Annotated in this window: 18 protein-coding genes and 1 tRNA gene; 5 read left to right on the forward strand and 14 right to left on the reverse strand. The window is 37.4% G+C overall.

Going from position 1 to position 19,429, the window contains the following annotated elements; all coding sequences use genetic code 11:
• Window positions 1-269: 269 nt before the first annotated feature.
• Window positions 270-842 (reverse strand): TetR/AcrR family transcriptional regulator, encoded by a 573-nt coding sequence (locus JZO71_RS12060; protein ID WP_206899982.1) that lies wholly within the window; start codon window positions 840-842, stop codon window positions 270-272.
• Between the two features lie 260 nt (window positions 843-1,102).
• Here JZO71_RS12060 and JZO71_RS12065 point away from each other — a divergent pair, with 260 nt between their 5' ends.
• On the forward strand, window positions 1,103-2,335 hold the full coding sequence (locus JZO71_RS12065; protein ID WP_206899985.1) for an aminopeptidase: 1,233 nt from the start codon (window positions 1,103-1,105) through the stop codon (window positions 2,333-2,335).
• Window positions 2,336-2,545: 210 nt separating this feature from the next.
• Here JZO71_RS12065 and JZO71_RS12070 read toward each other — a convergent pair.
• Window positions 2,546-2,617 (reverse strand) — tRNA-Arg (locus tag JZO71_RS12070).
• Between the two features lie 215 nt (window positions 2,618-2,832).
• Here JZO71_RS12070 and JZO71_RS12075 point away from each other — a divergent pair.
• Window positions 2,833-2,991 carry a hypothetical protein gene (locus JZO71_RS12075; protein WP_206899986.1) on the forward strand — a complete coding sequence of 53 codons (159 nt, stop codon included), beginning with the start codon at window positions 2,833-2,835 and terminating at the stop codon, window positions 2,989-2,991.
• 109 nt (window positions 2,992-3,100) lie between these two features.
• On the opposite strand, the gene JZO71_RS12080 is transcribed toward JZO71_RS12075, so the two are convergent.
• The 11 genes from JZO71_RS12080 to sfsA all read right to left on the reverse strand — a co-directional run bounded on the left by JZO71_RS12080 (window position 3,101) and on the right by sfsA (window position 13,577).
• A complete protein-coding gene (locus tag JZO71_RS12080; protein WP_206899988.1) occupies window positions 3,101-4,282 on the reverse strand; it encodes a GNAT family N-acetyltransferase in 1,182 nt (393 codons plus the stop codon).
• Window positions 4,283-4,407: 125 nt separating this feature from the next.
• The gene (locus JZO71_RS12085; protein WP_206899990.1) at window positions 4,408-4,821 is read right to left on the reverse strand and encodes a DUF3284 domain-containing protein; all 414 of its coding nucleotides are present in this window, start codon (window positions 4,819-4,821) and stop codon (window positions 4,408-4,410) included.
• Entirely contained in the window at window positions 4,821-5,000 is a 180-nt protein-coding gene (locus tag JZO71_RS12090) for a DUF3188 domain-containing protein (RefSeq protein WP_067480612.1), read from the reverse strand. Before JZO71_RS12090 ends, JZO71_RS12085 begins: the two co-directional genes overlap by 1 nt.
• A 30-nt stretch (window positions 5,001-5,030) precedes the next feature.
• Entirely contained in the window at window positions 5,031-5,252 is a 222-nt protein-coding gene (locus JZO71_RS12095; protein ID WP_206899992.1) for a hypothetical protein, read from the reverse strand.
• A gap of 76 nt (window positions 5,253-5,328) precedes the next feature.
• Window positions 5,329-6,789: a PTS sugar transporter subunit IIC gene (locus JZO71_RS12100; RefSeq protein WP_206899994.1), complete on the reverse strand. Its 1,461-nt coding sequence runs from the start codon at window positions 6,787-6,789 to the stop codon at window positions 5,329-5,331.
• A 142-nt stretch (window positions 6,790-6,931) separates the two neighbouring features.
• The gene (locus JZO71_RS12105; protein ID WP_206899996.1) at window positions 6,932-7,252 is read right to left on the reverse strand and encodes a PTS lactose/cellobiose transporter subunit IIA; all 321 of its coding nucleotides are present in this window, start codon (window positions 7,250-7,252) and stop codon (window positions 6,932-6,934) included.
• Between the two features lie 29 nt (window positions 7,253-7,281).
• Complete coding sequence (locus JZO71_RS12110) at window positions 7,282-7,599, reverse strand: PTS sugar transporter subunit IIB (protein ID WP_067480601.1); 318 nt, start codon at window positions 7,597-7,599, stop codon at window positions 7,282-7,284.
• A 165-nt stretch (window positions 7,600-7,764) separates the two neighbouring features.
• Entirely contained in the window at window positions 7,765-10,464 is a 2,700-nt protein-coding gene (locus tag JZO71_RS12115; protein ID WP_206899998.1) for a sigma-54-dependent transcriptional regulator, read from the reverse strand.
• A gap of 63 nt (window positions 10,465-10,527) precedes the next feature.
• Complete coding sequence (locus tag JZO71_RS12120) at window positions 10,528-11,808, reverse strand: DEAD/DEAH box helicase (RefSeq protein WP_206900000.1); 1,281 nt, start codon at window positions 11,806-11,808, stop codon at window positions 10,528-10,530.
• The gene (locus JZO71_RS12125; RefSeq protein WP_206900002.1) at window positions 11,808-12,821 is read right to left on the reverse strand and encodes a Gfo/Idh/MocA family protein; all 1,014 of its coding nucleotides are present in this window, start codon (window positions 12,819-12,821) and stop codon (window positions 11,808-11,810) included. The genes JZO71_RS12120 and JZO71_RS12125 overlap by 1 nt, the downstream gene beginning before the upstream one ends.
• A gap of 18 nt (window positions 12,822-12,839) precedes the next feature.
• Complete coding sequence (sfsA, locus tag JZO71_RS12130) at window positions 12,840-13,577, reverse strand: DNA/RNA nuclease SfsA (RefSeq protein WP_206900004.1); 738 nt, start codon at window positions 13,575-13,577, stop codon at window positions 12,840-12,842.
• Between the two features lie 169 nt (window positions 13,578-13,746).
• Between sfsA and JZO71_RS12135 the strand changes: the two genes are divergently transcribed.
• The 3 genes from JZO71_RS12135 (at window position 13,747) to zwf (ending at window position 16,508) form a co-directional block, all read left to right on the forward strand.
• Window positions 13,747-14,103, forward strand: a complete 357-nt coding sequence (locus JZO71_RS12135; protein WP_206900006.1) for a DUF4828 domain-containing protein — start codon at window positions 13,747-13,749, stop codon at window positions 14,101-14,103.
• A 219-nt stretch (window positions 14,104-14,322) separates the two neighbouring features.
• Window positions 14,323-14,970 carry a transcriptional regulator EfaR gene (efaR, locus tag JZO71_RS12140; protein ID WP_206900008.1) on the forward strand — a complete coding sequence of 216 codons (648 nt, stop codon included), beginning with the start codon at window positions 14,323-14,325 and terminating at the stop codon, window positions 14,968-14,970.
• A gap of 14 nt (window positions 14,971-14,984) precedes the next feature.
• On the forward strand, window positions 14,985-16,508 hold the full coding sequence (gene zwf, locus JZO71_RS12145; protein WP_206900010.1) for a glucose-6-phosphate dehydrogenase: 1,524 nt from the start codon (window positions 14,985-14,987) through the stop codon (window positions 16,506-16,508).
• A 127-nt stretch (window positions 16,509-16,635) separates the two neighbouring features.
• Here zwf and ileS read toward each other — a convergent pair whose 3' ends face one another.
• Window positions 16,636-19,428 carry an isoleucine--tRNA ligase gene (gene ileS / locus JZO71_RS12150; protein WP_206900012.1) on the reverse strand — a complete coding sequence of 931 codons (2,793 nt, stop codon included), beginning with the start codon at window positions 19,426-19,428 and terminating at the stop codon, window positions 16,636-16,638.
• Between the last annotated feature and the right edge of the window lies 1 nt (window position 19,429).

Here is a 19,429-nt window from a genome sequence, read left to right on the forward strand (position 1 = left end):
TGACTTGAATGCCGAAGAAGAAGACATTGAAAATCTTGAAGCCTTTGCTAAAGCACTTGTAGCGAAAGCTGATTCGTTCTAGATGCTTCACTTAAATAAAACAAAAAACCGCTACGAATCGAATAATGATTTTTAGCGGTTTTTTGTTTTATTTAATACTCACTCAACGCAAAAAACAAAAGGTATACCAAAGTTTTGGCACACCTTTTCAAAAAAAATGATTCAACGATCTTATGTAAATACAATGGGCAGTACAGCACAGTCCAATACTAATAATCCACCTTGATTGGTTCTTCTTGTACAAGAATGGCATCGATACTGTCTTGAATCAATTTTTCAATTTGAACATCTGTTGGATGAATAATTCCTGAAGACATCAATGCAGCAATTCCCGTTGCGACGATCCAAGTACCATTATGAAGTGATTCGATTTGTTCTTTTGACAAATTTGCATATGCAGCATCTTGTTTGACTGCATCCGTGAAATAATTATAAGAAAATTCTTGCATTGCTTCTCCCCCACCGTACTCATCCAAGTACAAAGAGCGATATAATCTTTTCTCACTGTTAGCAAAATGAATATAATTGTAAGCCAAATCAATAATTTTGTGTCCAGTATGTTCGACCGGAAAAACTTCGTTGCTTAGATAACTATAAATTTGTTCAAATAATTCTGTTTTTAGATCATCCATATTTTTGAATTCCAAATAAATTGGTTGTGTCGAACATTTCATTTTACTGGCGATATTTCGTGCAGTAAATCTTGAAAAACCTTCTGTAGCAACTACTTCATACGCAGCAGCTAAAATTTGCTCTCTGGTAATCGTCTTTTTTCTTGCCATAATTTTTTAATCTCCTCAAAAATTATTTATAACGCTTCCACCTGTTGGTTATTTTAATTGTAACACGTTTTTTTTGATATGCAAAATTTGTTTTTTTACTCTACGTCTACCCTTTTACCACAGCAATAATCTTAATTTCTATTTTTATAAAAATCATGAAACTAAACATCTCAGTTCGCTATTTGCCAATTGTTTCTATTATTAATAAATGTTATCATATTACTGGTTATTAAATCAAATAATGAGGGGGAGTAATATACATGTTAGCAAATTTTAATAAATATATTGAGAAATATGCACGCTTAATCACCGAAACCGGAATCAATGTCTCAGAAGGTCAAACAGTTGTTTTACAAATCAGCGTTGACCAAGCACCTTTAGCACGCCTGATTACGAAAGAAGCATACCAATTGGGAGCTGCGGAAGTCATTGTGCAATGGACAGATGATCCTATTCAAAAAGAATTTTTAACTCATGCAGCAACAGATCGCATCGAAAATGTTCCACAATATAAAATCGATCAAACAAATGATTGGGTAGCAAAAGGTGCGAGTCGAATTAGCGTCGTTTCTGCTGATCCTGACTCTTTAGCTGGTGTCGATGGCAACCGTGTAGCAAGTTACCAAGCTGCTGTTGGCAAAGCAATGATGAATTTGCGTAAAGCGACTCAAGCAAATAAAGTAAGTTGGACAGTTGTAGCTGCCGCAGGTAAACAATGGGCAGCTAAAGTTTTCCCTGATTTACCTGAGTCAGAACAAGTGGATGCACTTTGGGATGAAATTTTCAAAACTACTCGCATTTATGAAGACGATCCTGTACTTGCCTGGAAAAATCATGATGAAAAATTAGCGAGAAAAGCCAATGAATTAAATCAAGAACAATTTACTGCTTTACATTACACGGCACCAGGTACCGACTTGGTTATTGGTCTACCAAAAAATCATTTATGGGAGGGAGCTGGCAGCTTGAATGCACGCAATGAAAAATTCATGGCAAATATGCCTACCGAAGAAGTTTTTACAGCTCCTGACAGTCGCCGTGTGGATGGCTTTATTTCTAGCACTAAACCTTTAAGCTACGCTGGAACTATTATCGAAGGAATGAAATTTACCTTCAAAGATGGAAAAGTAGTTGACTTTTCCGCTGAAAAAGGTGAAGAAGTTTTAGCAAAACTATTGGACACAGATGAAGGTGCACGTCATTTAGGCGAGGTTGCTCTTGTTCCTGACCCCTCACCCATTTCTCAATCTGGAATTATTTTCTTCAATACCTTATTTGATGAAAATGCTTCAAATCACTTGGCACTTGGCTCGGCTTACGCATTTAACTTAAAAGGTGGAACAGAAATGACCGAAGAAGAACTAGCAGATGCTGGTTTGAACCGTAGCCAAACCCATGTAGACTTCATGGTTGGCTCAAATAAAATGTCGATTGATGGCATTCGTGAAGATGGTTCAACTGTTCCAATTTTTAGAAATGGTGATTGGGCATAGTTTCCCTAGATTATTTATCTGATAAAAAAACCCCTCCACCACACTGTGTGGAGGGGTTTTTGAGACCTTTACATGAATTTTAGATGCAATGTAGCAAGTTGTAATTAATAGTCTACTAGTTAAAAACTAGTATTTGAAATAAATTGGCACACATTCGACACAAAAAACAACAAAGAAGCTTCTAAACTAATGTTTAGAAGCTTCTTTTTACGTTCCCTGCCGGAATCGAACCAGCAACTAATCCTTAGGAGGGATTTGTTATATCCATTTAACTAAGGGAACTTTTTAACGATTGATTAAAACATAAAAATTACTTTGAACAATTTAAGTCCAACAGAGTTATTGTAGCTGTTTTGATTTTTCCTTGCAAGCTTTCCTCTCATAAAAAGCGAATATTTCTTGCTCTTTTCCTCCTAAAAGCAAACTATTCGCCATCTACTACTCGCTGATGCTACACTTAGAGTATAAATAAATCTTATGCTTAGGAGGAATTTTTGATGACAGAAAAGCCGAAAGAAAAAATTTATGCCGAACGTTTCGACGCCTCAAAGAAAGATCGAGAAAAAATTTCAAAAGCAGCTATTCAGGAACATAAAGAAGATCACCCTCAATCACCAAGCAAAAAATTCAAATTTAAGAAAAAACCGACTCAGTAGGAACTGATTGCGTCCATGATAAAACACGGACGAAAAAATTCATGAGCAAATGAAAGAGTAAAAAAGAGTCAGGCAAGGCGCGCACGCCTTTTGCCTGACTCTTTTTCTTTTAGAAATAATCATTTAAAACAGGTTTTTGATCTGGAATCAGTTCCGCCAATTTTTCAACTAATGCTTCTGAACAAGTCAATTTTTCTTGGAAAACCAATTCTTGAACTTTTTTATAACCCATGAATAATTGCGTTAAACTTTGGATCGTTCCACTAACTTTTGGCAACATGGAGTCTGTTACTTGCTTGACCCGAACTTCCCCTTCCACTAGAACCACTTCAAAAACACCTTCATTCCACTCTGCATAAGCATCTTCCGTTACTTCAACAGCGAAAGCACCTTGTGTTTTTGGAAATGGATAAATGGCTAAAAATTTAGCTATATCAACAATTCTTGCCATCATATCTGGTGTGATTGTTGTTTTTGCAAAAGGATTTGCAAGTAGCGCATTCAGATTATTCCCAGCATAGCCACAAGCAAACGCAAATGTTTCAAACGCCCCACTATGTGAACCAACAAAGCGAGCAAGTGCTTGAAACGCAGTATGTGTCAAATAACCCCATTCGACAATAGTAAAAGTTGGTGTTTCCAAGCGATAAACTAAATAACCCGCTACTGCACCAGACTCATCATAATATAAGGCAAACTGATGACCTTTCTTTTGGCGGAATTTAAAATCAATCCACCAAGTTTCTCGTGCTACTGCACCACGTTGGTTGTGTGACATTTGGGGATAAATCTCAGCTATTGCTTCTTGGGCTTTATCAAATGAAGTCCGAACCATTTTCCCTGGCACTTTTTTGACTGCAGGGAAATCACGACTAGCTAACTCATAATGAACCTTTTCAAATAACAGTTCATAGCCATAACGACGATAAAAAGGATAAGAAAATGGTGCTAAATAAGACAATGTCACATCTCTTTCTCGACAATCAGTAAGAATTCGCTCCATGATTTGATTGATTCCGCCTTGTCCTCTTGCCTCTGGATACGAAGCAACATAGCCGATTCCAGCCATCAACAGGTCTTTTCCATGAAAAGCAACCGGAAATGGTGTCGCCATCACTTGACTCATCAATTGTTCTTCTTCATTGAAAAAGCCATAATTCCACGAGTGCTCTGCGATAGTTTGAAACCGTTCTCGACGTTCAAACGTATCTTCAAAATTAAATGCGTAAGCAGCCAAATCAAACATCTCGTCGATTTGTGCACTGCCTAATTCTTTGACCTTTTTATTCATTCTTGCTACTCCTCCTACACAAAAAACTGATTGATGACTTGCTTGGAGTTTTCTTTGCAAACTCCAATCCACGCTCAATCAGTCCATTTACAACTTACTTTTTCTTTTCGTCATGTAATGATAACCTAATAGGTTTCTTCAATCATCGTCAACATTTTTTTGAATTGGCGACGTTTGAAGTACATCAAGATTGTGCCCAAAACCATATCATTCAACTTTTGTAATACACCATGCGAAGTCATTTGTTCCGTGTAATGGATCTCACACGAGGAATCATCAATTGGTTTGATTTGATAGTGAACCACAAAATCATTTTTAGTCGTTGATGTCCGAAATTTATAAGACTGGTTTTCAATGACTTCCTCGATTTTGATTCGAGCACGGCTAGATTTAGAAAATACTTTTACATATTCAAAGTTATTTAGCTGCTTACGTGTGATACTTTTCCCTGTTGCTTTACGTACATCAAAAAGAACAGAGTCCATAACTTTATCGTAAAAGAACGATGCCGGAATATTCATTTTTTTCGTAAGTTCCATTAGTTATTTTTCTCCTTTACTTCTTTTTTCTTTCCTTTTTTAAAGAAATAGATACCTAAGCCTAACAAAAACAAGCCTGTAACCATGCTATATAAATCATAACTTTGGGTATTGGGATTTAGACTATACAATAACACTAAAGAGCCAATACTACATAAAAATAAGCCATTTTTTATCATTTAAACCATCCTATCTTTCAAACACTTTTATTATACTGCAGTTGCTTGGAAATATAAAACTGATCCCCAAGGTTGTGCTTTGATCAGCTCTTTCGCCTTTTTAGCGGCTGCTTCCGGATCACTTGCCGTTGTTTCAAACATTAGCTTGATTCCTTGTTTTTCTTTAAATTGGTAACTGATTCCATCTTCGTTGAATCCTTCTAAAAGTTCTTTGATAGCATCTTGCTGCATTGCACTTGCGATTGTAATCATTGATTTATCCTCCTAATATTTACAAAAAAGACTGCCTCCACCTCACTGGAAGCGTCAGCAGTCTATCTCTACTTAATTATAGTTGTTCCCCTGCATTAGGATCCATTTTGTTTGCTGCAATAACAAATGGCGCCCAGATCAAGAAGGTTACGATCATACATACTAAGGTTACGATTGGCGCACGCCAGTCAGCCCCTGTTGCTAAGAATGATAGTAAGAATGGCGGTACAACCCATGTTACTTGTTGTGATACCGGTGCGACCAGACCTAGGTAAGTTGCTACCCAACCAATTGCTGTCGCAACCACTGGTGCAATCAAGAAAGGAATGAACATGATTGCGTTCAATACGATTGGTAAACCAAACATTACTGGTTCATTGATATTGAAAAGACCAGGTCCAATTGACAGTTTTGCAACTGTTAGATAATCCGCACGTTTTGAGAAGATCAAGATAGCAATCAAGAGAACGATTGTCCCACCTGAACCACCGAACCAAGCGAACGCATCAAATGAACCACGAACCCACATGTAAGCTTTGCCGTCTTCAATTGCATCTAAAACAGCTGGTGTCCCTGTTTTTCCGTTGTATCCTTTTTGGAAAATATCGATATTGATCAATTGTGCTTGTCCCCAGATACCTTCTAATACTGGTGCCAATACGTTTGGACCATGAATCCCGAAGAACCAGAAAATTTGCACAAAGACTGTAACGATCAATACAGCGCCGATCCCTTGTGATAGACCAAGGAATGGTTCAGCAATGTATTTTTGAACCAAGTCAATAATCAATTGACCATCAGTGAAACGTCCGACAACATAGTTAATAATTGCAATTACATATAAAGCGATTGTTGCTGGCAAAATAGCTGCGAAGGCTTTAGAAACTGCCGGCGGTACTGAATCAGGCATTTTGATCGTAATGTCAGCTAACATCAATTTACAGAAAATAATAACAGAAATGGCACCCATGATCATAACAGTAAAGTAAGCATTTCCATTTAGGTGATTTAAATTCAACCATCCCCATAAACCAACAGATAATGTTCCATCTGCTACAGTCGCACCAACACCACTGTTGTTGATTGCTTCTGCTACATTTGCTGGAACATCCACATTTAGTGCTGCTGATAAGGAAGGACCAAACGCGATTCCTTGAATCAACGTTGCTAACCCTACGATACCACCTGCTAGGTCATTGACACCATAAGCACGTGCTAAGTTATAGCCCCAAGAAAAGGCAAAAATCAGACCTGCGATAGCTAGTGTTCCGTTCCAAACAAAACCGTTGATCCCAATAATAACATTCAATACTGCATAGAAACCTTTGTCTGCTGCTAAACTATCTGCATAAGTACTAATAAATTGCTGTGGCAAATCACGAATGATTGCATTGATCATTACAGCAACAGACCCTGCCATCGTTGCAGGCATTGTACCGATAAAAGCGTCACGTAAAGCAACTAAGTGCTTCTGCGCGCCAATTTTAGCGGCAACCGGTAGGATGTGTTTCTCCATCCAAGCTGTTAATCCGTTCATTTTATTGTTCCTCCTATAAGTTTATTTATACAAAGAGTTGCCTCCCTATACCAAGTTAAAAAATCCGTTCAAAAATTTTTTTCTTCTTCCGTTCAAAAAAGAAGGTGTTGGCGTATAACTTCTCCCGTTCAAAAAAGAAGTATCACTCATTTCCTAAGCGACGATAAATATCAATAATTTCTTTTGCTAAGTCTGTAAATGCGATTGAAGTCATCAAGTGATCTTGGCTGTGAACCGTTAATAAAGTCACTTGTACATGATTTCCTTGTGCTTCTTGTGTTAGCATTTCTGTTTGTGAATGATGTGCTTGGACTAATGATTCTTCAGCATCCGCGATCTTTTGATCTGCTAAGGTAAAATCACCTTTTTTCGCTGCCGCAATTGCTTCCATTGCATCACTTTTTGCATTACCACCAAACATGATCAAACCCATGATTGCTTCTAAATTTTGTTGATCTTCCACGTGTGTTTTCCTCCAAATGTCTTAATCAGTTATTTCATCAAACTTTCTGCTTGTTCAAGTACTTTTGCACCATTCATCATGCCGTAATCTTGCATGTTGATTACATCTAAAGGAATGCCTTTTGGTGCTAATTTTTGTTCAAATTGGGATTTCATGAAGCGGACTTGCGGTCCTAATAAGAGTACGTCTACATTTTTTGCTTCCAAATTGTTGTCTGCATCTGAAGCTGAAACTGCAAAGATGTCTGCATCGATTCCCTTTTCTTCAGCTGCTTTTTGCATTTTTGTTACAAGTAGGCTTGTGCTCATTCCAGCGGAACAAACTAACATGATCGTTTTTTTCACCATTTTCTCCACTCCCTCTAATTTGTTTTACACTTTATTATAATGCAAGAAGCGTGCCAATAAAAAACAGACTAAAATAGCGTTTTCACGCCTTTTAGTCTGTTAAATCAGTGCGCACACTTTACGTTTTGTGTGCAAAATAGTAATTAGTGTGCTTTACTGTATACTTTATTCATTTTTGATTTTATTTTCCAAAAACATCTGTGTAAGATAAGCAATCTCATCTTCCGAGATTTTAATTTGATATTTTCTTTCTAATGGCATTAAATTCGTACGAACCATGTCCATCTCAAGTCGATATTTCTTGGCAAACTCAGAAAGCTGTTTAAAGACCCGACTTTCTTCGTTTTTGATAAGAGCATCAATCATGAATGCTAAATGAATCAAGATGCCTGCATCCACACCTGGCTCCACGATGATTGAAATATCTGTTTGAACTTGTTGAACTACCTTTTGTAACGAATAAATCAGTTCATCTATTGCTGGAATGGATGACAACGAGTCTTTTAACGAATAGACAATCTTATCAATTGGGATTTCATCGTCAGCCATCCGCTTCAATGTGTTTAATTTCTCATCATTAAAAATATCGTATGCCGAAAAGAACGGGATATTTTGATAATCGACATCCACTGTCCCAGCAATCGCTTTGATCTCATATTCTTCTAAAAGAGCATCGATATGTTTTTTGAAAGATTCTCTTTCTAAAAACTGCATTTGGATCAACTCAACTTTTTGTTGATTGATAACTGGTGCAATCCGTTGATAAAGCTTCGCAGCTACGCCTTCCCCAGTAAAGCAAGTCACGATAACTGCTTTTTTACGTTGGTTATCCGCCACATCGCCCAACTTGAATTGGTCACGAACAATTGATTCAAAGGATAATTGGATATTTTGATAAATATCTTCTAAACTTCTTCCGACGTTCGCCATTCGGATTGCTTCAATCACAATCATCGTACTTGTCATCGTGATTGCTTTTGTCCGAACACCGGTCTCTTCATAAATCAAATTACTAAATGTGTTTAAGGAACCCATATCAGTTAATAACAGCAAACCATTGCTTAGTTGTGCTTGACGAGCTTTCACATAAGTTAAGACTTCTTCATACATCGTTTGGACTTCCATAGCAAGTGGCATGTTAAATGCTGCCCCGATTTTCGTTCCAAGCAGTTCTTGTGCCATTTCCAACATACTCGAAGCCGTTTGGCGCCCGTGCATCAACACAAGGACATCCACATTATTTTCTTTGACTCGCTCACTCTCACCTAAATTAATTGACAAAAACATGCTGATGAAGCCTATTTCATCAAACGGAATCTCCACTTCACATTCATCTTCAATAATGGTAGACAAATCAATGGCGACTTGAAATTCTTTCTTAAAATGTTTGCGGATATTATTCAAGTCCGGATGAACGATCATGTGTCCATCACGTACCCGATCTAATGTACTTTGTAAATGTAAAGCAAAAGCAAATCGCGCTTTTTCATTATAAATCCGATCCAATCGTTCTTCTGCCACATCATATAGTTGATTCGTCAACTGCCAAATGTCATCTGGCAACAAATCTTTAGGAATATTGCTTTGCGTTAACTCTTCGACATAAGTTTCAAAGTACTCATCAACATCTTTTGAAATCAGTGCTTCTAAATCAATACTTTCCACACCAGTTTCAGCCAAACTAGCTACTTTTTCTTCAATATCATTATAAACTTGCATATTACGTTCAGGATCTTGTGACCAAACAACATCTGCCAATCCTGGCTCAAAGGTCAGGTATTGGCTTTTGCTTTCGATAAAATGATCTAAGCGTTCTGGAAGTTCCTTGATTTTTAACAAGCCTTTTTGAACTTGCAACGAAAGTTCTTCTTTACGAATAATCAATTTTTTCTCGTTATGCGTGCGATAATGCAGAAATGATTTTGCACAAACCAATTTTAAATCACGTTTCACTTGCCCGATATTTCCTTCTGCATCATAGAGCATAAATGCTAAAATTGCTTCTCGCTCAATGTCGATTCGTTGATTCAATCGATTCGCCTCTTGTTTAATGAAAAGCGAAATGATTTCATACCGTTCATCCAATGAACGGGAAGCTAAGTTTGGCAATGTAATTGCCATTGGAATCCGACGATTAAACGTTGTCAAAAAACTTTCAGAAGACTCTGTTGTAGCTCCTATGATTTGTACAGCTGCTTCATGAACTTGCGCACTTTCCCCTAATGGTCGATAGATTCCTTTGTCAATAAAAGTGAACAACATTTCTTGTCCTTCTGGTGGAAGACGATGAATTTCGTCAAGGAATAAAATTCCGCCATCTGCTTTTGCAATTAAACCTGGGCTATCTTCTGCAGCTCCTGTGTAGGCACCTTTTTTGATTCCAAAAATGTGTCCAAACAATAATTGAGGATTCTGCGCGTAATCTGCACAGTTAAACGAAACAAATGGTGCATCGGGTGCCAAAGTTTCAGAATCCATTGCAAAATGATACATACATTCTGCAAACATCGATTTTCCTGTACCTGTTTCCCCGAAAATAATCGTATGTAATCCTCTTGGCGGATAGAGAATTGCTGCTTTTGCTTGTTGAATACTCACTTTTAGCGACTCATTTTCTCCTACTAATGTTTCAAAGGTCACTTGTGTTGATGAGTCGACATGGACTTCTTCTTTTGCTTCTTTGGACATAGAATAAACCACCGGACGACCAGCGGTTTTCATGATTTGTCGCTCTTTATATAGATCACTTAAATAACGGCTTGCATTACTTCGATCGATGTGAAGATGTTTGGCTACGTCACTTGCCGTTAAGCCGTGTTGATTGATTGTTAATAAATGGATGATTTCTTTCTTGCGAGCATTCATACAAACCCTCCTTTAGTGAGTTTTCATTGATGCCGTTTTCAACATAATAACACAAAAAGGCGCTTATTTGCGCCTTGCTCCTTTATTTTTTTGCTTTTTTGTTTTCTTCTTGTTCTTACTTTTTTTATTTACTTTTTCTGTTTCAGGAAGCATTTTTGTGTGTTTCGAGACTGTTCGATCCGCTTTTTTTAGTGGACGTTCTGTTTTTTCTTCTTTTTCAGCGGGCTCATGATGCAGCATCCCACCGTACAAATAGATTTCAGTTATTGTGATGTCCGCCTCACGCGCGATTTTCTTCATATCTCTTAACTGATTGTCTTGAACCAAAGTAATGACTGTACCAGCATTGCCCATTCGTCCCGTACGACCTGAACGGTGAAGATATGTTTCGACATTGAACGGAACTTCCGCGTTGATAACATAAGGTAATTTAATAATATCTAAACCACGAGCAGCCACATCTGTTGTCAACAAGGCTGTCGTTTTACCTGCCTTGAAATAATCTAGTGCTGCTTTTCGAAGCAATTTGTTTTGATCTGAAGCTAAACTTCCAACCGTTACACCACGGAACGTTAGTTTTTCTTCCATCAGACCTAATTCACTTAATTGGTTAAAGAAGACTAAACCTTGAAAACCAGCCACATGCATCAAACGACGCAAGTAGTCATCTTTTTTACGTGCAGGAACACGTAAAAAGTAATGCTGTAGTCCTTTTCTTGACTCGTCTTCCTTAGAAACATCTACCACTTGGAGTTGTTTTCCGCTAATTTCCTCAAACATTTCCAACAAACGATCGGCCGTAGCAGAAAAGAAAGCGAATTGATAATCAACGGGCGCTTGATGCAAGATTTGTTTTACTAATTGAACACTGCTTTCATCAAATAACTGATCGGCTTCATCAAATACCATTGTTTGGATTTGGTGTGCTTTTAGTTTCTTAGCTTTCATCAATTCTAACACTCGTCCTGGTGTCCCTACTAAGATTTCTGGTTTTTTCTTTAGCCCTTCAATTTGTCGTTTCACATTGGCACCGCCAAGTAACGATTGAACTTTTAGATCAACTAAGGCTGCCCATGTGCGAGCTACTTCCGTTACTTGGATTGCCAGCTCTTGTGACGAAGTCAAAATAAGTAGACTGCTACCAGCTTGTGGTTGGACATTCAGCAATAATGGCCAAAGATAAGCTAAGGTTTTGCCAGAACCAGTTGGGGATATGGCTACCAAGCTTTCTTTTTCACGTAATTTTTGAAAAACAGCTTGTTGAATCAAAGAAGGTTCTTCAAATCCTTGACTCGTCCATTTTTCTTGCCATTTTTCGGGAAATGCTTGTATAAATTCATTCATTAAATTTCTTCCTCATTATCTGCATCAAAAGTGATGCCTCCATTTTTTCTTAAATCATAAACGACTTGATTCACGTTACGTGCCAATTCGACCCATTCTTCATACAATAACCCCCATGCACGATCTTCACGATGAGTCAATACGTTCGCAAAGTCTTCTGCCTCTTCCACCATTGGATTCTCAGCGGCTTGAATTGCTAGATCCACAATTTCTTGGTGATTTCGATCATGGAATTCTGCTTTCTCAATCGCATTCACACCATTTAAAACTAAGGTTCCTGAATCAAAATAAATTTCAGAAGGCATAAATGAATCGCCAATTTTTCCAGGTTGGATTGCAACATCAAAGGAATCATAGCGTAAAATCCCCCAGCCAAGACCATCGACTCCAGTCGAAATTTTTCTTGAAAAATAGTGGACTTCTTTTGGCATACCGAACCAAGCAACTGCCGCATAAACTAAATAAACACCTAGATCCATCATTGCTCCACCAGAAAAATGTGGAGAGAAAATATTTGGTTCTTCACCATCTAGGACTTGGTCATAACGAGAAGAATACTTCATATAGCTAAAGTTCGCACCAATGATTTCGTCTTTTGAAGGTAAGTGATCTGTAACTTTTTTAAAGCCTTTTTCATGAATATTGCGAGCAGCCTCAAAGAAGTACACTTTTTGTTCATTCGCTAGATGAATGATCTCGTCCATTTCTTTTGGTGTTGAAAAGGCTGGTTTTTCGACGATCACATTTTTACCAGCTAAAATCGCTTGTTTAGCCTGTTCAAAATGTAGACTGTTTGGTGAAGCAATATAAACAGTATCCATATGGGCAATGCCAAAGAATGTTGTTAAGTCTGTCGCAAACTCGATATCCCCCGGATACTTTCCGCCAAATGTTTGTGCTTTTTCCAATTTTCTTGAATAAACTGCTGTTAATTCATATTTTTTTGTACTTAAAGCTGCTTCAACAAATTGATGGGTGATCCAATTCGTTCCAATAATACCTAAATGAATCATTTTCTCGTCCTCTTTTCTTTAATGATTTTCAATCACTGGATTTTTAAATGGCGCCTCCAGATCAAAAGGAATTCTTTGCTTTAATCGTACACTATTCGCGTTCACCACACAATTATACGTAAGAACTTGAACCCCTGCTGCTTGAGCCGATTGAATAGCCAAGGCAAATTCTGGTTGCATTTCTTGATGAATCGTTGAGACTGTTACTTGTTCAAATTGAGCAATAAACAAAACATACGTCAAATAGCCCTCTTTGCGTGCATCGATCAATTCCAAGATATGTTTCAGTCCTCGCGTCGTTGGCGCATCTGGAAATGCTCCAACAGCTAAATTTTCCAACGTCATTCCTTTAACTTCCACAAAAATTTTTTGATTTGTTGAAGTTTCCAAATAAATATCAAATTTTGAATGATGATACACAACTTCCCGCTTCAAAAATATGATTTCTCCTACCAACTCAGGCAACTGGATAAGCCCATTTAAAATGCCTTCAGCTGCTAATTGATTGGGTAATTGACTATCAATGTTGAACCAAACGTCTTTTTTCTTAACCGCAATCAAATCATAATCGGTTTTTCTTTTGGGACTTGGAATGTAAGTCACTGCAACTTGCGCACCTGGAAGAAACACTTCTCTTCCGCGTCCTGTATTCTTGACATGAGCAGTGATGATCTCGCCATCTGCTTTTTGACAATAGGCAATAAAACGATTGGGTCGTTCAAGAAAAGAGACGACCTCGACTTGTTGATACTCCACTTGTTGTCACCTGTCTTTCTATTTAGTATCCTATCATAATTTCACTAAAAACACTTGAAAAACCAGTCGAAAGTCTTAGAGAATTTTTATCCTTTTTTCGGTAGAATGAATGTAAGCATAAAAAGGACGATGGACTTCCCATTCACTTTAGTTAAGAAGGAGTGATTCAATGAAAAAAAGAATTTCGTATCTGATTGGCATGTCGTTGTTAACTTTACTCGGCGGGGTCGCTGTGCAAAAAAGACAACAAAAAAAGCAAGAAAAAACAATTGATGCTACGACTTACGTTCGCACGTGGTATTTTCAAGATCATCATCAACAAATCCATCAACTCACTGTTCTTCCTGAATATACATTAGTTTTGGATCAGCAACCAATCCAAGCGACGATCATCGAATTAAATACTCAAAAATTTGTTGTTCGTGATCAATATGGTTACCATCTCATCTTAACAAACCAATCACCAATGACATTTTACGATGAAGCTGAAGATGTTTCATATACTTTGAGTAAAAAAGAGCAATAATTTATTTCAATTTTCTTGTCACAAAAATCACTTAAAAAACCAGTTCAAATAATTAATTTGTTTCCAATAAATAATCCAGCTGACCAATTTGTGTCAGCTGTTTTTGTTTGTGAAGAGAGCACAAAAATTCCTCATTTTTTCATTTAGAAAAATAGTCATTTTCATTTTTTTTTGTTACACTTACTATTGATGGTTTTTACCATGAAAGGATGATCGAACATGACACCAAATCGAGAGGATTACTTAAAAATCATTTTAGAGTTGGGTGGCGATACAACGAAAGTCAATAACAAACAAATCGTATCCAGCCTGGATGTCTCACCGGCGTCCGTTAGTGAAATGATTTCAAAACTTGTGAAAGAGCAATTAGTTGAACATTCACCTTATCAAGGCGTACAATTAACGACTGCGGGACTTTATAAAGCTAGTAGCTTGATTCGCAAACATCGTTTATGGGAAGTTTTTTTAGTTGAACATTTAGATTATCGTTGGAATGAAGTGCATGATGACGCTGAAGTCTTAGAACATGTTACCTCAGAACAACTTGCAGATCGTTTAGAAAACTATTTGAATCATCCTAAGCATTGCCCTCACGGCGGCATTATTCCACAAAAAGAACAAGTCGTTCATGAAGAACGACGCCAAACATTAGAATCTTACCCACTTGACACACATATTCGCATTGCGCGTGTATTAGATGAAAAGGAACTACTTGACTACCTTGTAACCATTGATCTAAATATTGATGAAGAATATGAAATCATTGATATCGCAGCTTATGAGGGGCCGATTACGATAAAGAACGAAACCAAACAAATTTCCGTCAGTTTCAAGGCGGCTAGTACCATTTTTGTTGATAAACTATAAAGGAGGACATCTGCATGTCAAATGAAAAAAATGTTTTATTTACGATTTTTGGCGGTACAGGCGATTTAGCGCAACGCAAGCTGTACCCTTCCTTATTCCGTCTTTATAAAAAGGGGAATTTAAATGAACACTTTGCAGTGATTGGTACCGCACGTCGTCCTTGGTCAGATGAACACTACCGTGAAGTAGTCAAAGAAACCATCCAATCATTGAATCCAACGGCTAAAGAGGCAGAAGAATTTGCTGACCATTTCTACTATCAATCACATGACGTAAATGATTCTACTCATTACCAAACACTGAAAGAATTGGCAGACAAATTAGATGAGAAATATCAAATCAATGGGAATCGTGTGTACTATTTAGCAATGGCGCCACAATTTTTCGGAACGATCGTTACACATTTGAAATCAGAAAAAATTGTTACCGAAACTGGCTTCAATCGTTTGATTATTGAAAAACCATTTGGTGCAGATTATCAATCTGCTTTTGACTTGAATCAACAAATTCGGCAAGTTTTCCCAGAACAAGACATTTTCCGGATCGATCACTATCTCGGAAAAGAAATGATTCAAAATATTTCAGCCATTCGCTTTGCAAATAATATTTTTGAATCACAATGGAACAACCGCTACATTGACAATATTCAAATCACATTTGGTGAAAGCCTCGGTGTCGAAGATCGTGGTGGGTATTACGATCACAGTGGTGCATTAAAAGACATGGTACAAAACCATATTTTACAAGTTGTCGCTTTGTTAGCCATGGAACCACCTGTTGCTTTTTCTGAAAAAGAAATTCGGACAGAAAAAATCAAAGCTTTAAAAGCTGTTCGAATTTATAACGAAGACGAAGTTAAAGAAAATTTTGTTCGTGGACAATATGCAGCAGGAGAATTAGATGGACAAACTTTCAAGGCATATCGTGATGAAGATAAAGTAGATGAACATTCTGAAACAGAAACATTTGTTGCTGGTAAATTCACCATTGATAATTTCCGATGGTCGGGTGTTCCTTTTTATATCCGAACTGGTAAACGTTTGACAGAAAAAGGAACCCGAATCAACGTGGTCTTCAAACAAGTCCCCGTCAATGTTTTTAAAACTTCTGTTGACGAAGCTTGCGAAGAAACAAACCTTCCACCAAATGTTTTGACCATCTACATTCAACCAACTGAGGGTTTTTCTCTTTCACTTAATGGAAAAGAAGTTGGACAAGGTTTTGATACTGAACCAATCAAGCTGGCCTTTCGAAATAGCGCTGAAATGGTTGAAAATAGCCCTGAAGCTTACGAAAAATTACTTTTAGATTCCTTAAATGGTGATGGAACAAACTTTTCACATTGGGAAGAAGTTGCTCAATCTTGGCATATCGTTGATGTGATCCGTAAAACGTGGGATCAGATCCAACCAGATTTTCCTAATTATAATGCTGGTTCAATGGGACCTGATGAAGCATTCGAACTTCTAGAAAAAGATGGTTTTGAATGGATTTGGCAACCAGACCACTGGTACCGTGAACGTGGAAAATTAAATTAAAGAATCTTTTGACACAAAGAAGCACATATCTTCAACAGTTGATAAGATATGTGCTTCTTTTTTGATTAGTTAGTTTACATAAAAAAGAACTACCCAACCAAATGGATAGCTCTTTTTTGCTTTTTTCTTATTCGAATCCTTCTGCAACAGCTTCTGGATAATTTTCTTCAACGATTTTAGCACAACGTCCGCATAAATGTGGTAATTTTTCATCTACACCAACATCTTTACGAATTTGGCGACAACGATCACAAACTTCGCCATCTGCTTTTTCGACTAAAATCGCGACATCTTCAAAATCAACTGCTTCAGCTGGCGCAGCATCTTTTGCAGAGGCAACTTCAAAATAGTCAGGAGAAATAATCAACAATTGTGGAATATCGGCATCTACTGCTGTCAATAATTCACGAACTTGTTCATTTGGATAAACAGTTACTTTTGCTTCTAAAGATTTACCAATCAATTTCGCATTTCGTGCTTCTTCCAAAGCTTTCAACACTTTATCACGGAAATCCATAAATGCTTCCCAAGTATCCATTAATTCCTCTTGATTTGAAAATTCTTCATAACCAGGCAATTCACTCAATTGTACATAGTCTTCTTCTTCTTTTAAGAATGACCAGATTTCCTCTGTTGTATGAGGAATGATTGGCGTTAACAATTTTGTTAATGCTACAGCCGTTTGATAGAAAACAGTTTGCATACAACGACGTTGATAGTCATTTTCTGACTCAATATAAACAACATCTTTGGCAAAATCTAAATAGAAAGCAGATAGATCCACAGTTAAGAAGTTCATTACTGTACGATAAATATGCATGAAATTATATTTTTCATAACCTTCATCACGAATTTCTTTAATCACTTGGTTCAAGCGAACAGTCATATATTTATCAACGGAACGTAATTCATCGTAAGAAACTGCATCTTGTTTTGGATCAAAATCTTCTGTATTAGCAATCAAGAAACGCATCGTATTTCTGATTTTGCGGTATACTTCAGCTACTTGTCCTAAGATATCCATTGAAACGCGAACATCAGCTTCATAATCAACACTTGAAACCCATAAACGCAGAATATCTGCACCAAATTGTTTGATAACTTTATCAGGAACAATCGTATTTCCTAAAGATTTACTCATCTTGCGTCCTTCACCATCCAGTGTGAAACCTTGAGAAAGAACTGAGCGATATGGTGCTACACCATTGATTGCCACACTTGTTGTAATGCTTGAGTTGAACCAGCCACGGTATTGGTCAGAACCTTCCAAATACATATCTGCTGGAAATGATAATTCTGGGCGTTGACGTAAAACTGCTTCATGTGAAGAACCAGAGTCGAACCAAACATCCATGATATCTGTTTCTTTGGTAAACTCGCCATTTGGTGAACCAGGATGTGTGAAGCCTTGTGGTAAAAGATCTTTTGCTTCTTTTTCAAACCAAATGATTGAACCATGTTCTGCAAATAATTTTGCCACGTGCTCAATTGTTTCTGGTGTAATGATTGCTTCACCATTTTCCGCATAGAAAATTGGTAATGGTACACCCCAAGCACGTTGACGAGAGATAACCCAGTCTCCACGGTCACGAATCATGTTATACAAACGAGTCTTACCCCATGGAATAATCCAGTTCACATTTTCAACTTCAGCCAAAATATTTTGACGGAAGTCATCAATTGATGCAAACCATTGTGGTGTTGCACGATAGATAACTGGTTTTTTTGTACGCCAGTCGTGCGGATAGCTATGTGTAAAGAATTCTAATTTTAAGAGCGCGCCTTTTTCTTCAAGTAATTCTGTAATCATTGGATTTGCTTTGTCATAAAAAACACCTTCAAAACCTGGTGCTTCATCCGTAAACACACCTTTAGAATCCACTGGTGAAACAACTGGTAATTTATATTTATTCCCCGCAATGTAGTCATCTTCCCCATGTCCAGGAGCCGTGTGAACTAAACCAGTCCCTGCTTCTAAAGTTACATGGTCACCTAAGATGACTACAGATTCACGATCATAAAAAGGATGCTGTGCTGTCATAAATTCCATGTCTTTACCAGAAATTTCTTTCAGTACAGTAACATTTTCCCAACCAATTTCAGCTTGAACTTTTTCTAATAGATCTTTTGCTACAACAAATTTTCGTCCATCAGCTTCAACTAAAACATAAACAAAGTTTTCATTTACAGCGATTCCTTGATTTGCTGGTAAAGTCCATGGTGTTGTTGTCCAAATAACAAATGAAGTACCTTCATCTAAGATTCCTTTGCCATCTTTCACTTTAAAAGCAACAAAGATTGATGGTGATTTTACATCTTTATATTCGATTTCAGCTTCAGCAAGAGAAGATTCACTTGATGGAGACCAATAAATTGGTTTTAATCCTTTATAGATGTACCCTTTTTCTGCCATTTTTCCAAACACACGAATTTGTGCTGCTTCGTATGATGGGTCCAATGTTACATATGGATGTTCCCAGTCTCCAGCGACACCTAGACGTTTAAAATCCTCACGTTGTTTGTCGACTTGAGAAAGTGCATACTCACGACATTTTTCTAAATACTCTGTGATTGGCATTTCTTTACGTTTGATGCCTTTATTTGCTAAAACTTGTTCGATTGGCAATCCATGTGTATCCCAGCCTGGAACGTAAGGTGCGCGGAATCCAGACATTGATTTTGAGCGAATGATAATATCTTTACTAATTTTATTCAAAGAGTGACCTAAATGAATATTACCGTTCGCATAGGGAGGTCCATCATGTAGAATAAAACTTGGTTTGCCTTCATTTAATTCTTGTCTTTTCTGGTAGATGCCTACTTCTTCCCATTCTTTTTGCCATTCACCTTCACGGTTAGGCAAATTACCACGCATAGGAAATTTTGTTTTTCCTAATTGTAGTGTCTCTTTCATTTTCATA

This window comes from Candidatus Enterococcus courvalinii, assembly GCF_017315945.1.
GTDB classification, from domain to species: Bacteria; Bacillota; Bacilli; order Lactobacillales; family Enterococcaceae; genus Enterococcus_B; species Enterococcus_B courvalinii.